The sequence below is a fragment of the Paracoccus sp. S1E-3 genome (assembly GCF_013868135.1).
Lineage (GTDB): Bacteria > Pseudomonadota > Alphaproteobacteria > Rhodobacterales > Rhodobacteraceae > Paracoccus.
The window spans coordinates 1-13,140 of the sequence record NZ_JACEMU010000007.1 but is presented as its reverse complement, the minus strand read 5'-3'; the positions used below and the strand labels follow the sequence as shown (position 1 = coordinate 13,140).

The 13,140-nt window shown below is 66.1% G+C and carries 13 protein-coding genes; 1 reads left to right on the top strand and 12 read right to left on the bottom strand.

Translation table 11 applies throughout. The annotated features are described in order from the left end of the window. Position 1: 1 nt before the first annotated feature. From H1S04_RS11040 to H1S04_RS11015, 6 genes are all read right to left on the bottom strand, one after another. Positions 2-769 (bottom strand): enoyl-CoA hydratase/isomerase family protein, encoded by a 768-nt coding sequence (locus tag H1S04_RS11040; RefSeq protein WP_181745647.1) that lies wholly within the window; start codon positions 767-769, stop codon positions 2-4. Then, positions 769-2,340: an acyl CoA:acetate/3-ketoacid CoA transferase gene (locus tag H1S04_RS11035; RefSeq protein WP_181745646.1), complete on the bottom strand. Its 1,572-nt coding sequence runs from the start codon at positions 2,338-2,340 to the stop codon at positions 769-771. Before H1S04_RS11035 ends, H1S04_RS11040 begins: the two co-directional genes overlap by 1 nt. Beyond that, on the bottom strand, positions 2,340-3,341 hold the full coding sequence (locus H1S04_RS11030) for a Gfo/Idh/MocA family protein (protein WP_181745645.1): 1,002 nt from the start codon (positions 3,339-3,341) through the stop codon (positions 2,340-2,342). The genes H1S04_RS11035 and H1S04_RS11030 overlap by 1 nt, the downstream gene beginning before the upstream one ends. 83 nt (positions 3,342-3,424) lie before the next feature. Continuing rightward, positions 3,425-4,906 carry a tripartite tricarboxylate transporter permease gene (locus H1S04_RS11025; RefSeq protein WP_181745644.1) on the bottom strand — a complete coding sequence of 494 codons (1,482 nt, stop codon included), beginning with the start codon at positions 4,904-4,906 and terminating at the stop codon, positions 3,425-3,427. Positions 4,907-5,045: 139 nt separating this feature from the next. Further along, positions 5,046-5,492: a tripartite tricarboxylate transporter TctB family protein gene (locus H1S04_RS11020; RefSeq protein ID WP_181745643.1), complete on the bottom strand. Its 447-nt coding sequence runs from the start codon at positions 5,490-5,492 to the stop codon at positions 5,046-5,048. A gap of 9 nt (positions 5,493-5,501) precedes the next feature. Beyond that, complete coding sequence (locus H1S04_RS11015; protein ID WP_181745642.1) at positions 5,502-6,521, bottom strand: tripartite tricarboxylate transporter substrate binding protein; 1,020 nt, start codon at positions 6,519-6,521, stop codon at positions 5,502-5,504. A gap of 173 nt (positions 6,522-6,694) precedes the next feature. Here H1S04_RS11015 and H1S04_RS11010 point away from each other — a divergent pair, with 173 nt between their 5' ends. Continuing rightward, complete coding sequence (locus H1S04_RS11010; protein ID WP_181745641.1) at positions 6,695-7,588, top strand: glycosyltransferase family 2 protein; 894 nt, start codon at positions 6,695-6,697, stop codon at positions 7,586-7,588. 90 nt (positions 7,589-7,678) lie between these two features. Here H1S04_RS11010 and H1S04_RS11005 read toward each other — a convergent pair whose 3' ends face one another. The 6 genes from H1S04_RS11005 to H1S04_RS10980 form a co-directional block, all read right to left on the bottom strand. Further along, the gene (locus H1S04_RS11005) at positions 7,679-9,007 is read right to left on the bottom strand and encodes a TRAP transporter large permease (protein ID WP_181745640.1); all 1,329 of its coding nucleotides are present in this window, start codon (positions 9,005-9,007) and stop codon (positions 7,679-7,681) included. After that, positions 9,000-9,485 carry a TRAP transporter small permease gene (locus tag H1S04_RS11000; RefSeq protein WP_181745639.1) on the bottom strand — a complete coding sequence of 162 codons (486 nt, stop codon included), beginning with the start codon at positions 9,483-9,485 and terminating at the stop codon, positions 9,000-9,002. Before H1S04_RS11000 ends, H1S04_RS11005 begins: the two co-directional genes overlap by 8 nt. A 42-nt stretch (positions 9,486-9,527) precedes the next feature. Next, a complete protein-coding gene (locus tag H1S04_RS10995; RefSeq protein ID WP_181745638.1) occupies positions 9,528-10,523 on the bottom strand; it encodes a DctP family TRAP transporter solute-binding subunit in 996 nt (331 codons plus the stop codon). A 111-nt stretch (positions 10,524-10,634) separates the two neighbouring features. Beyond that, positions 10,635-11,474 (bottom strand): S-formylglutathione hydrolase, encoded by an 840-nt coding sequence (fghA, locus tag H1S04_RS10990; protein WP_220185201.1) that lies wholly within the window; start codon positions 11,472-11,474, stop codon positions 10,635-10,637. After that, positions 11,464-11,970, bottom strand: a complete 507-nt coding sequence (locus H1S04_RS10985) for an N-acetyltransferase family protein (RefSeq protein WP_370470440.1) — start codon at positions 11,968-11,970, stop codon at positions 11,464-11,466. The genes fghA and H1S04_RS10985 overlap by 11 nt, the downstream gene beginning before the upstream one ends. A 26-nt stretch (positions 11,971-11,996) precedes the next feature. Continuing rightward, complete coding sequence (locus H1S04_RS10980; RefSeq protein WP_181745478.1) at positions 11,997-13,127, bottom strand: S-(hydroxymethyl)glutathione dehydrogenase/class III alcohol dehydrogenase; 1,131 nt, start codon at positions 13,125-13,127, stop codon at positions 11,997-11,999. Positions 13,128-13,140 lie beyond the last annotated feature (13 nt).

Genomic DNA, 13,140 nt, shown 5'->3' with positions numbered 1-13,140 from the left:
GTCATTTCCCCGGAAAGACGGGTTTGCGTTTTTCAGTGAAGGCGGTGACGCCTTCGGCCTTGTCGGCGCTGGCGGCGATCATGCCCGAGCCAAGCGCCTCGATCATCGCGTCGCGATCCTCGCCGGCCGCGGCGTGGATCATGTATTTGGCGACCTCGGTGGCGCGGGGCGAGGTGGTCAGCAGCTTCCCGGCAATCTCCAGCGCGGCGGCGAAGGGCATCTCGGCCACCTCAGCCACGAAACCGCAGGACAGCGCGCGCTCGGCGCTGATCCGGCGGCCGAACAGCGCCATTTCCTTCAGCATCGGTTCCGGCAGCAGGCGCGCCAGCCGCTGCGTGCCCGACCAGCCCGGCACGATCCCGACCTGGCTTTCCGGCAGCGCCAGCGTCGCCGCGCTTCCCATCACCCGGATGTCGCAGCAGGCAGCCAGTTCCAGCCCGCCGCCGAAGGCATGGGCATGGATCACCGCGATGGTGGGCTTGGACAGCCGCGCCAGCCGGTCGAAGATCCGGTGCCCGTCCCTGACCCAGTGCCGCGCGAAATCGAAGGGCGACAGGGGCGCCCAGGCGGTGATGTCGGCACCGGCGCAAAAGGCGCGCTCGCCCTCGCCCGCGACGATCACGCAGCGCACGTCCGGGTCGCGTTCCAGCGCGGCGCAATGGCTTTCCAGCTGCGCCAGCATGTCGGGCGTGAAGGCATTCAACCGCGCCGGGTTGTTCAGCATCAGTTTGGCGATGCCGCCATCGACGGTCAGATCCAGCGAGGCCATCACAGATCCAGCCCCATGGCCGAGGTCGACAGCAGCGCCTTGGGCATCACCACCGCGTTATCGGCCACCTTCACCCGGCCTTGCGAGGCTTGCACGATATCACGCTCGGCCTCGATCCCCGGCATGATTTCGGTGGCGACAAGGCCCTGATCGGTCAGCCGCATCACGCAGCGCTCGGTGATATAAAGCACCTTCTGGCCACGCCGCAGCGCGCGCTGACCGGCGAAGGTGACATGCTCGACGGCCTCGACCATCTTGGTGAATTTACCGGGGGTGCGGACGCGAAGCCCTTCCTCGGTCAGGTCCAGATCGGCGCCGGCTTCGAAAAAACCCGAGAAGACGATTTCGGGCGCATTGGCTGTGATGTCGACGAACCCGCCGCAACCTGCTGTCAGGTAAGGCTTCTTGCCCAGCTTCGAGACGTTGACATTGCCCTCCACGTCCACCTCCAGAAAAGACAGGAAGGACAGATCAAAGCCGCCGCCCTGAAAATAGGTGAATTGCTGCGGCGAGGGCACGAAGGCATCGGCGTTCGACGCGCAGCCGAAGGCAAAGCCGGTCAGGGGCATGCCGCCCACCGCACCCTGCTCGATGGCCCATGTCACCGCCTCGGGGTGGCCCGCCTCCAGCAGGATGCGCGGCACCATGGCGGAAATGCCAAAGCCCAGATTGGCCGTCTGGCCGCGCTTCAGCTCCATCGCGGCGCGGCGGGCAATGACCTTCTCGACCCCGTATTCGGCCAGTGTAAAGCTGTCCCAGGGCCGCATGATCTGGCCCGAGATCGCCGGATCATAGGGGGTTTCAGTCGTCTGGCGCTGATCGGGATCGACCACGATCAGATCGACCAGATGGCCCGGCACATGCACGTCATGGGGGCGCAGCGAACCGCGCGCGGTGACGCGCTTGACCTGGGCAATGACCAGCCCGCCATGGTTCTTCGCGGTGATCGCCTGTTCCATGCCGCCCAGATAGGCGCCCTCGTGTTCATAGGTCAGGTTGCCATGCTCATCGGCGGTGGTGGCGCGGATGATGGCGACGTCGGGGATGATATTGGGGAAATGCAGCCAGGTCTCGCCGTTGAACTCGCGCCGGAACACGATGGGTTCGGCCGCAGCCCTCTCGTTCATGGCGCAGCCCTCGCGGATCGGGTCCGCGAAGGTTTCAAGGCCCACCTGCGTCAGCACGCCGGGCCGGCGCGCGCCGGCGTCGCGGTTCATGTCGAACATGATCCCCGAGGGCACGTTATAGGCGGCCACCCGGTTTTCGACCACCATGCGCCATATTTCCGGCATCGGCAGCGAGGACGGCCCCGAGGGATAGGACCCCGCCACGATTTTCGAAAGCAGCCCGTCCTTGGCGATGTGATCGACGCCCTTGACGCCATACATATCGCCCGCCGCAATCGGGTGCAGCGTGGTCAGGTTGCGCGGATGGCCCTCGGCATCGAAGCGGGCGCCGATGGCGGCCAGAACCGCATCCGGGCAGCCCAGCCCCGAGGACGAACTGACGCTGATCACCGCGTCATCGGGAATGCGGGCGGCGGCTTCCGCGCCGGACACGACTTTCGACATTACAGCAATCCCCCATAATTCACCGCCGTGCGCGTGCCCGTGCGCGCCGCTTGCGCCACCGCCTCGGCCACCGCGAGCGAGGCCACCCCGTCGCGCCCATCCGCCGCCGGGCGGCCCTGGCCCGCAACCGCCTGCCCGAACAGCCGGACGGAGCGGGCATAGAGATCCTCGGGTTCGAAGCTGACGGGGGTATAATCCAGACCCCGGCGGATCAGTATCTCTCCGATCGGCTGCTGGGTCATCACATCGCGCGCGAAGATCGAGCCCTCGGTGCCGTGGAACTCGATGCCGGTCCCGGCATGGGCGTGGGTGAAGCTTTCATGCGCCTGCACCTGCACGCCCGAGGGCATGGACCAGACCGACATCACGCTGTCTTCCACGCCCTGCCCCATGCGGTGCGCGGTGGTCATGGCCACCACATCCACGGGGTTTTCGTCGAGATGGAAGCGCACCGTATCGGCATCATGGACGACGATGTCCAGAATGACGCCGCCGCCAGCGCCGGCATTGTCGACGCGCCAGCCCTGCAGCGCCTGCGGCAGGTTCACGGCGTGGAAAACCCGCGCGCTCAGCACCTCGCCGATCGCGCCGTCCTTCAGCAGATCGCGGATGGCGCGGTGGCTGGCGGCGTTGCGCAGGTGGTGATTGGTGGCAAAGGTGATACCGGCTTCTTCCGCCGCGCGCACCATGGTGACGGCATCCGCCACGGTCATCGCCAGCGGCTTCTCGCACAGCACATGCTTGCCCGCCGCGATCGCCGCCATGGCCTGCGGGAAATGCTTTTCGTTGGTCGACGAGATATAGACCGCATCCAGCCCCGGCTGGGCCAGCAGATCCTCGATCCCGGTGGTGGCGAAAGCGATGTCGTTCTCGGCCGCGAAACGGTGGGCATGGGTCTGGCCAGAGCTTTGGACCGCCACGACCTCATCCCCGTTGCCGCGCAAAGCGCCGATCATCCGCCCCTCGGCAATCGCGCTCGCCCCGATCAGACCCCATTTCATCGCAAAACTCCCCCTCACCGATCTTTGGACCGTTCCAATTCGATAAGGAAGCGCCGCGATTCGGTCAAGCGCCGAGATGAGGTTCAGCGGCGGCGCAGGTTTTGGAAGATGGAAAGCCCAATCAGCAGCACGCTCGCGATGACGAAGGCGCAGGCGATGGGGCGTTCCAGAAACACCATCGGATCCCCGCGCGAGATCAGCATGGCGCGGCGCAGATGCGTCTCGATCAGCGGGCCGAGGACAAAGCCCAGCAGCAGCAGCGCCGGGCTGAAACGCGCCAGCGCCAGCAGATAGCCGCAGAGCCCCACGACCGCCACGGTGGCGATGTCGAAGGCCGATCCACGCACCGAATAAACGCCAAGGCAGACGAAAATCAGGATCGCCGGATACAGATAGCGGAAGGGGATGCGCAGCATCGACACCCAGATCCCGATCAGCGGCAGGTTCAGGATCAGCAGCAGCAGGTTGCCGATCCCGAAGCTGACGACCAGCCCCCAGAACATGTCAGGGCGCGCGGTCAGCATTTCGGGACCGGGCTGGATGCCATGGATCACCAGCGCCCCCAGCATCAGCGCCATGATCGGATCGCCGGGAATCCCCAGCGTCAGTGTGGGCACGAAGGCGGTGATGGCGGCGGCGTTATTGGCGGCCTCGGGACCTGCGACGCCCTCGACAGCGCCCTTGCCGAAACGCTCGGGGTGGCGGGCCACGCGGCGCTCGACCGCGTAGGACAGGAAGGACGACAGCGTCGATCCGGTGCCGGGCAGCGCGCCGAAGAAACTGCCGAGCGCGGTGCCGCGCAGGGTGGCGGCAGGCATGCGCTTCAGGTCGTCGCGGCTGGGCATCATCTGGCGGAAGGTCACACGCTCGGGCGCGGCATGGCGTTCTGCATTGCGGATATTGCCGATCACCTCGGCCACGCCGAACAGACCCATTGCCAGCGCGACAAGGTTGATGCCGTCCATCAGCTCGGGGATGCCGAAGGTGAAACGCTGCGCCCCGGAATTCACATCCGTGCCCACGCAGCCGAGGATCAGCCCCAGCGTGACCATGGCGAAGGCCTTGGCCGGCCGGTCCGACCCGATGGTCGACGCCGCGACCAGCCCCAGGACCATCATCGCCGCATATTCGGCCGAGCGGAAGGCGGTGGCGGCCTCGCTCAGCCAGCCGGCCAGCACCACCAGCACCACGATGCCCAGCATGGAGCCCGCGAAGGAGGACACCATCGACACGAACAGCGCGACGCCCGCACGCCCCTGCTGCGCCATGGGATAGCCGTCCAGCGTGGTGACGGCCGATTGCGGCGTGCCCGGCAGCCGCAGCAGGATGGACGCCACCGCCCCCCCATATTGCGCCCCGTAATACACCCCCGCCAGCATCACCAGCGCGGCCTCGGGGCTGATATAGAAGGTGATCGGCAGCAGCAACGAGATCGCCGCCATCGCCCCGATCCCCGGCAGCACGCCGATGAAGGTGCCAAGCGTCACCCCGAGCAGGCAATAGGCCAGCACGTCGGGCTGCAGGGCCACATTGAAGCCATGCGCGAGGCCCTCCCACGCTGTCATGGCACGCTCCGGCAGGTGGAAAGCTGGCCGCAGACGGCCAATTGCAAGGCTGCGCCGATACGGATCCTTCGCCAGCGGCCGCGGTGACGGGGCGCGGCTGGAAGGGCAGCTTGCGCGGTGGGGCGAAGGTTGGCGGGAGTCATGGCAACCTCGGGAGGATGGGGATGGTCATCCGCAGACCGGCGATGAAGACCAGCCAGACCAGCCCGGTGACGCAGGCCGCCAGCAGGATGCGCCAGCGCCAGCCCGAGTGCGGGGCCGGAACGCTGGCGATCAGAACGGCGGCGAAACAGGCCAGAAGGATGCCCAGCCGATTCATGCCGAGGCCGAAGATCAGAATTGCGGCGATCACTGCCGCCGCGTCGCCCCAGGCGATGTGCGGCGTTTCGGCCATGCGACCCCATGCAGGGATCGCCACCGCCGCGCCCAGGACCGCCAGCAGCGCGCCCAGCACGGTCGGGAAGAAGCCCGGCCCCATGGCGCGCAGGGTGCCGAAATCGAGGGTCAGCCCGGCATGAACGGCAACGCCCGCACCCAGCAGGGCCAGCACGCCGCCGCCCCAGATATCCGCCCAATCCCTGTGCATCCCCCGGCCTTACTTGGCGGTGCCGACCTTGTCGATCACCGCGCCCCACATCCGGGTGTCGTCGGTGATGCGTTTGGCCAGATCCTCGGGCGTGCCGCCTGCCGCCTGCCAGCCCATATCCAGCAGTTTCTTCTGCACCTCGGGATCGGCAAGGATGGCGTTGATTTCGGTGTTCAGCCGCGCGACCACGTTCGGATCGGTGCCGGCGGGGGCGATGAAGGCGTTCCACAGCTCGGCCTGGAAATCGGCGGGCATCCCGGCGTTCCCGGCGATCACTGGCACATCGGGGATCTGGGCGAAAGGTTCGGCCGAGGTCACGCCCAGCATCTTCAGCTTGCCCGAGGCCACATGCGGCAGCGCCGCCGAGGGGGCCATGAAGCCGGCGTCGATCTCGCGCCCGATGATCGAGGTGGTGACCTCGGCATAGGCGGTGAAAGGAACATGCAGCATCTCGATCCCGGCGGCTTCGTTGAACAGCTCGGCCGTCAGATGCGCGCCCGATCCCTGCCCGACCGATCCGTAGCTGAGCGCGCCCGGCTCGGCCTTGGCCAGTTCGATGAAGCCCGCCAGATCGGTGGCCTCGGCATCGCCGGCCACCGCCAGCACCAGCGGCGAGGTCGCGATCAGCGCCACCGGCTGAATGTCCTTGGCGACATCATAGCCGAGATCGGGCATCAGCCGTCCGGCGGTGGTCAGCGGGCCGTTGATGGTGGTGCCGAAAGCGTGGCCGTCCGGGCCTGCCGCCAGCATCTGCTGGACGCCGATCACCCCGCCCGCGCCGGGCTTGTTTTCGACCACGACCGGCTGGCCCAGCTTCTGCGACAACGGCTCGGTGATGATGCGTGCCAGCAGATCGGGCGAGGAGCCCGCCGGAAAGCCAACATAGACATGGACCGGCCCGGTCGGCCAATCCTGCGCGAATGCGGGGGCGGCAAGGGCGAAAGCGGCGGCCGCGGCAAGCGCCGCACGGCGCGTGAAGGCCAATCCACCGCTGGCGCTGTTGCTGACCCCGATCAAATCCCGCTTCATCCCTGTTCCTCCCTGACCGTCATTTGGACCGGTCCAACCGAGTAGAGGGGCGCGGCGATTCGGTCAACGCGATTGCGCGATTTCACCCCCGCAGCATATGCGGTTGAACCCGCGGGCAATTCGCGGCAGAGATCGGCGACCCCTGCGCGGACCAATTGAAAGGGAAAGCCAAGATGACTTGGGATGTGGTGGTGACCGCCAAGGACACGCGCGAGGCCATCAGCCTGTTCATCCGCCGCTACAAGGCCATGGGGGCGTCGCGGATCTTCCTGTATTACGATGATCCCGCCGATGTTCACCTGTTCGACGATGATGCGGTCGAGATCACGGTCTGCAATCCGGCCTACTGGGCCGGCGCACGGCCCGAAGGGCTGGAGCTGCGGCAGAAATGGAACGCCACGCAGGCCCGCGCCCGTTCGGCGGCGGACTGGATCTTCAGCTGCGACATCGACGAGCATCTGTGGTCCGAAACCCCGGTATCCGCGCTGTTGGCGGCGCTGCCCGACCAGGTCCTTTCGGTCTCGGTCCCCCCGATCGAGGCCGTCTATGATCGCCCGCCCGAAAGCGAGACCGACATCGTCGCCACCCCCTGGTTCAAGACGCAGGACCGCGATGCGGACGCCCGCGCCGCCTTCTGGGGCGGCAAGCTCGGCGATCTGGCCGGGCTGAGCGTTGCGGGCTATTGGGGCCACACGCATGGCAAATCCTTCACACGCGTCCATGGCACCCCCGAATTGACCGAGATGCCGCTGCACAATCATGCCGGCCGCAGCCCCTTCGCCCCGGTAAGGGTGCCGGGTCTGTGGCTTCGGCATTACGACTGCCGAGTGCTGGACAGTTGGCACCGCAAACATGTCGGCAGAATCGATGGCAGCGTGAAGACGCCCCGGATGGGGCGCGAGCGGCGCCAGATCGCGCGGCTGCTCAGGAACGCATACGCAGCCGACGGCGCCGCGGGGCTGCGGCCGATCTATGAACGGATGTTCTGCCTCGATCCCGCAACGCTGCAGGAGGCGGCGGAACAGGGTATGATCCGCCGTTTCCCGCCCGAGGATGCCGGGCATTAGCCCGACCGCGAAATCGCCCGGCGTGGCAAGTGCGGCGGGATGGCCGGCCCGGCGCTTGCGCGCGCCCCGTCCGGGCTTTCCTGTCCTCGCCTATCCGCCCAGCTTCCGCATCAGCCACAGCGACATCTCGGGGAAGATGGCGACCACCACCAGCCCGACGAGGCTGGCGAGCAGAAACGGCAACGCGCCGCGCGCGACGCGTTCGATCGACAGCCGGGTCACATTCGCCGCGACGTAAAGGTTGATGCCGACCGGCGGGGTGATCAGCCCGATCGCCAGGTTGACCATCAGCAGCACCCCGAACCAGACCGGGTTCCAGCCCAGTTCGTGCACCACCGGCATGAAGATCGGCAGCGAGATGAACATCACCGTCACCGCATCCATGAACATGCCCGCGATCAGCAGGATCAGCATGATGACGATCAGGATCACCGCGCCATTATCGGACAGGCCCAGCAGGGCGGCAGAATAGCTGCCGACCAGATCCTCGACCGTGACCACCCAGCCGAACAGGCTGGCATAGGCCACGACCAGCATCACCACGGCAGAAGACGCCGCCGCATCGGCCAGTGATTCATACAGGCCCCGCACGGTCAGCGTGCGATAGATCAGCCCGCCCACCAGCAGCGCATAGACGGTGGCGACCAATGCGGCCTCGGTCGGGGTGAAGATGCCCGAATAGATCCCGCCGAGAATCACCGCGGGCGTCATCAGCCCCCAGAAACTGGCCTTGAAGCTCTGCCACAGCCGCGCCCCGTAAGGCAGCCCCGCAAGGGGATCGGGGCTGAGCCGATCCAGCGCCGCCCGCCCCTGCCCGCGTTTCGCGAAAGGCAGCACCGCCAGCATCATCAGCCCCATGAAAATGCCGGGAATGATCGCGGCGATGAACAGATCCGAAATCGAGGTCTCGGCGATCACCCCATAGATCACCAGCCCGATCGAGGGCGGGATGACGATGGAAAAGGCCGCGCCCGTGCTGACCAGCCCGGCGGCGAAGGGGCGGGAATAGCCGTCCTCCTCCATCGCGCGGATCAGCATCGGGCCGATGGCGGCGACAGATGCCGGGCCGGACCCCGACACCGCGCCCCAGAACAGGCAGACCACAGTGCCCACCACGCCCATGCCGCCCGGCAGGTCGCCGATCAGCACCCGGAAGAAGCGGATCATCCGCTCGGCGATGCCCAGCGATCCCATCAGCGATCCGGCGAGGATGAAGAACGGGATCGCCAGCAGCGAATATTTGGCGATGCCCGCCGCGATGAGATCGCCGGCCAGATCGAAGCCGAAGCCGATCACCCACATCGCATAAAGCGCCGACAGCCCCAGCGCGAAAGCCACCGGCATCCCGATCGCCATCAGCAGGAAGAAGGCAAGGATCATCTGCGTCCCGGCGGGGATCTGGGACAGCGCCTCAAACATCGGGGACCTCGTGGGGCGCGTGCCCCCGCAGCACGTCGTCGGCATATTGCAGATAGCGCAGGATGATCAGCGCGAAACCGAAGGGAACGGCGGCCTGATAATACCAGGCCGGGATTTGCAGGGCATAGGACTTCATGCCATTGCCCCACAGGTTCACCAGCGCCTGCCACGAAAACCAGGCCGACATCGCCAGCAGCAGCACCGACAGCGCCACCGCCAGCAGGAACACGGCGCGCCGCAGCGGGCGGGGCAGCCGGTCGGCCAGCAGGGTGACTGCCAGATGCTCGCCCCGGCGCGCGGCGATGGCGGCGCCGAACACGGTCAGCAACAGAAAGCCGTTGGTCAGCAGTTCCTCGGTCGAGGCCAGCGAGTAATGGGTCAGATAGCGCACGCAGACATTGGCAAAGCCGATGCCGGTCATGCCCAGAAAGATCACCGCGCAGATGATCTTTTCGGCCTCGTTGAAGATGAAGCGCATGGCGTTCCCCGTGATGGCGGGGCCTGCGCCCCGCCCTGCCGATTACTGGGCCGAGGCCACCGCGTCCTGGAAGGATTTCACCAGATCCGGCCCGACCTTGGCGGCCCAGGTGTCGAAGGCGGGCTTGGTCGCTTCGCGGAAGGCGGCCAGCTCTTCAGGCGTGGGTTCGTAAACCTCCATGCCCTTTTCCTTCAGGAAGGCCACGCCCTTGTCGGTCCCCTCGCGGCTGATCTGGCGCTGGAAGGCCATCGCCTCGGTTGCGGCTTCCTGGAATTTCGCCTGCGTCTCGGCGTCGAGGCTGTCCCATTTCGCCTTTGAGATCCCCAGGAACAGCGGGTCATAGGAATAATGCCAGGTGGTCAGATATTTCTGCATCTCATAGACCTGCTGCGGGATGATCACCGCGCCGATCGGGTTTTCCTGACCATCCACCACGCCCTGCTGAAGCGCGGTCAGGGTTTCCGACCATTGCATCTGCTGCGGATTAGCGCCGAGCGCGTTCATCACATCGATATACATCGGCCCGGCCACGCGGATATTCAGGCCCTTCATGTCGGCGGGCGATTTCACCGGGCGGCTGTTGTTGGTCAGCTCGCGAAAGCCGTTTTCGCCCCAGGCCAGCACCTTGATGCCCTTCTGATCGAGGATCGCCTCCAGCGGCTTGACCGCCTGCCCTTGGGTGGTGGCATCGACCTGCGCATAGTCGCTATACATGTAGGGCAGCGAAAACACGGCCATTTCGGGCACCAGCGGGGTCACGTTGATGGCCGAGGTGACCACCAGATCCAGCGCCCCGCGGCCGACCATCTCGGCCTGTTTCATCTGGTCGCCGCCCGACAGCTGCGCATTCGGAAAGACGCGCACATCGTAAGCGCCGCCGGTCTTTTCGGACAGAAGCTCGCCGAATTTCTCGGCCCCCTGCTGCCATGTCGTGGTGTCGCCGACGTTGTGGGACAGGCGCAGCGTTTCCGCCTGCGCCGCGATCGCCATGATGGCCGACGCCGCGAGTGCTGCAAGGCTGATGCGGGTGATGGTCATGTTTTCCTCCCTTGATCCGCTTGGCGGGCCGGATCTGCGTTCCGGCCCGTCCATCCGACACGGAAGATGGACCGAAGCGGCGCCTGTATACAAGGCGTATTTCCCGACAGGTCAGACCTGATGCAACCGCTCGGCATGCCAGCGGATGTGATCGCCCATGAAGGTCTGGATGAAGAAATAGCTGTGATCGTAGCCGGGCTGCATCCGCATCACCGAAGGCTGGCGCCGCGCCGCCATTGCCGCCGACAGCGCCTCGGGGCGCAGCAGATCGAGAAATTGGTCGGACGTGCCCTGATCGATCAGCACCTCGCCCGGATACCCCCTGTCGCGCATCAGAAGGGTCGCATCATGGGGCGCCCATTTTTCCGGGTCCGACCCGAGATAGGCGCCGAGTTGCTTGCGGCCCCAGTCGGATTCGCTCGGGTTGGCGATGGGCGCGAAGGCCGAAAGGCTGCGATAGGTCTCGGGGATGGTCATGGCGATGGTCAGCGCACCATGGCCGCCCATCGAATGGCCGGTGATGCCTTGCGCGTCCCGGTTCAGCGGGAAGGCGTCAAAGACCACCCCGGGCAGGTCGCGGGTTATGTAGTCCCACATGCGGAAATGCGGCGCCCATGGACTTTCGGTCGCATCGACATAGAAGCCGGCCCCCTGCCCCAGATCATAGGCCGGATCGTCGGCCACGCCCTCGCCACGCGGCGAGGTGTCGGGAAAGATCAGCGCGATCCCTTCTCGCGCGGCATGTTCCTGCGCGCCCGATTTGGTCATCGCGTTTTCATGGGTGCAGGTCAGCCCCGACAGATACCACAGCACCGGCACCGGCCCCTTTTCCGCCGCCGGCGGCAGATAGAGCGCGAAGGTCATGTCGGTGCCCGTCGCATCCGAGGCGTGACGATAGACGCCCTGCATACCGCCGAAGCTGCGGTTCTGACTGAGGGTTTCAAGGCTCATTGATATCTCCTTTGGTCAGGTCGTGATACATCACCAGCGCGTCGACATAGCCGTGCGTGGGATGAAGGAACACGCCGGGCAGGCGGCCGACCACCGCGAACCCGGCCTTCTTCCATGAATGCACGGCGTCGTCATTGGTCGCGACCACGAAATTGAACTGCATGCCGCGAAAGCCCTGCTCGCGCGCCCAGGCCTTGGCATGGCCGATCAGTGCCCCCGCCACCCCCTGCCCGCGCGCGGCCGGCAGGGTCGCGAAACTGGCATTGGCAATATGGTTGCCGCCGCCGGGCCGGTTCGCGCCGACATGGCTGACCCCCAGAACCCGGTCTTCGAGCTCGGCCACGAAGCTGCTGAAAGGCGCGGCAAACCAGTCGGCGAGCGCCGCCTCGCGGGTGATGTCGCGATCGACGGCATAGGTCTCGCCGGCGCGGTAGACGGGCTCCAGAATGGACCATATCGCGTCGTGATCGCGCGATTCGGCAGGACGGATGCGCACGGACGCAGGCTTCGCGTCAGCCGCCATCAATACACCACCACCGAGCGGATGGATTCGCCCGAATGCATCAGGTCGAAGCCCTTGTTGATGTCTTCCAGCTTCAGCGTGTGGGTGATCATCGGGTCGATCTCGATCTTGTGGTCCATATACCAGTCGACCAGCGTCGGCACATCGGTGCGGCCGCGCGCGCCGCCGAAGGCGGTGCCTTTCCACACCCGGCCGGTGACCAGCTGGAACGGCCGGGTGCTGATCTCGGCCCCCGCCGGCGCCACACCGATCACCACCGAGACCCCCCAGCCGCGATGGGTGCATTCCAGCGCGTCGCGCATCACCTTCACGTTGCCGGTGCAGTCGAAGCTGTAATCCGCGCCACCGATCTGGTCGAAGGGCGTCTTGGTCAGATCGACGATCGCCTGCACGACCGAGCCCTCGATTTCCTTGGGATTGATGAAATGGGTCATGCCGAAACGCTCGCCCCATTCCTTCTTGTCGTTGTTCAGGTCCACGCCGATGATCATGTCGGCCCCGGCCATCTTCAGCCCTTGAATGACGTTCAGCCCGATGCCGCCCAGACCGAAGACCACCGCCTTGGCGCCGATCTCGACCTTGGCGGTGTTGATGACCGCCCCAATGCCGGTGGTGACGCCGCAGCCGATATAGAAGATCTTGTCGAAAGGCGCGTCGTCGCGCACCTTGGCCAGCGCGATTTCCGGCATCACCGTGTGGTTGGCGAAGGTCGAGCAGCCCATGTAGTGATAGATCGGCGTGCCATCCAGCATCGAGAACCGCGTCGTGCCGTCGGGCATCAGCCCCTGGCCCTGGGTCGACCGGATCGCCGTGCACAGGTTGGTCTTGCGCGACAGGCAGGACGGGCATTGCCGGCATTCGGGCGTATAAAGCGGGATCACGTGATCGCCCGGCTTCAGCGAGGTGACGCCCTCGCCCACCTCCAGCACCACGCCCGCGCCCTCATGCCCGAGGATCGAGGGGAAGATGCCCTCGGGATCGGCGCCGGACAGGGTGAATTCATCGGTGTGGCAGATGCCCGTCGCCTTGATCTCGACCAGAACCTCGCCCTTCTTCGGGCCCTCGAGGTTCACCTCCATGACGGTCAGCGGCTTGCCGGGCTCCAGGGCGACTGCGGCGCGGGTTCTCATCTGGATTCTCCTT

Excerpts from the sequence above, each read along its gene's own strand:
- H1S04_RS10980 (WP_181745478.1), bottom strand. The coding sequence starts at position 13,127 with ATGAGAACCCGCGCCGCAGTCGCCCTGGAGCCCGGCAAGCCGCTGACC.
- H1S04_RS11005 (WP_181745640.1), bottom strand. The coding sequence starts at position 9,007 with ATGTTTGAGGCGCTGTCCCAGATCCCCGCCGGGACGCAGATGATCCTT.
- H1S04_RS11025 (WP_181745644.1), bottom strand. The coding sequence starts at position 4,906 with ATGACAGCGTGGGAGGGCCTCGCGCATGGCTTCAATGTGGCCCTGCAG.
- fghA (WP_220185201.1), bottom strand. The coding sequence starts at position 11,474 with ATGAGCCTTGAAACCCTCAGTCAGAACCGCAGCTTCGGCGGTATGCAG.
- H1S04_RS11015 (WP_181745642.1), bottom strand. The coding sequence starts at position 6,521 with ATGAAGCGGGATTTGATCGGGGTCAGCAACAGCGCCAGCGGTGGATTG.
- H1S04_RS11030 (WP_181745645.1), bottom strand. The coding sequence starts at position 3,341 with ATGAAATGGGGTCTGATCGGGGCGAGCGCGATTGCCGAGGGGCGGATG.
- H1S04_RS11040 (WP_181745647.1), bottom strand. The coding sequence starts at position 769 with ATGGCCTCGCTGGATCTGACCGTCGATGGCGGCATCGCCAAACTGATG.
- H1S04_RS11035 (WP_181745646.1), bottom strand. The coding sequence starts at position 2,340 with ATGTCGAAAGTCGTGTCCGGCGCGGAAGCCGCCGCCCGCATTCCCGAT.
- H1S04_RS11010 (WP_181745641.1), top strand. The coding sequence starts at position 6,695 with ATGACTTGGGATGTGGTGGTGACCGCCAAGGACACGCGCGAGGCCATC.
- H1S04_RS11000 (WP_181745639.1), bottom strand. The coding sequence starts at position 9,485 with ATGCGCTTCATCTTCAACGAGGCCGAAAAGATCATCTGCGCGGTGATC.
- H1S04_RS11020 (WP_181745643.1), bottom strand. The coding sequence starts at position 5,492 with ATGCACAGGGATTGGGCGGATATCTGGGGCGGCGGCGTGCTGGCCCTG.
- H1S04_RS10995 (WP_181745638.1), bottom strand. The coding sequence starts at position 10,523 with ATGACCATCACCCGCATCAGCCTTGCAGCACTCGCGGCGTCGGCCATC.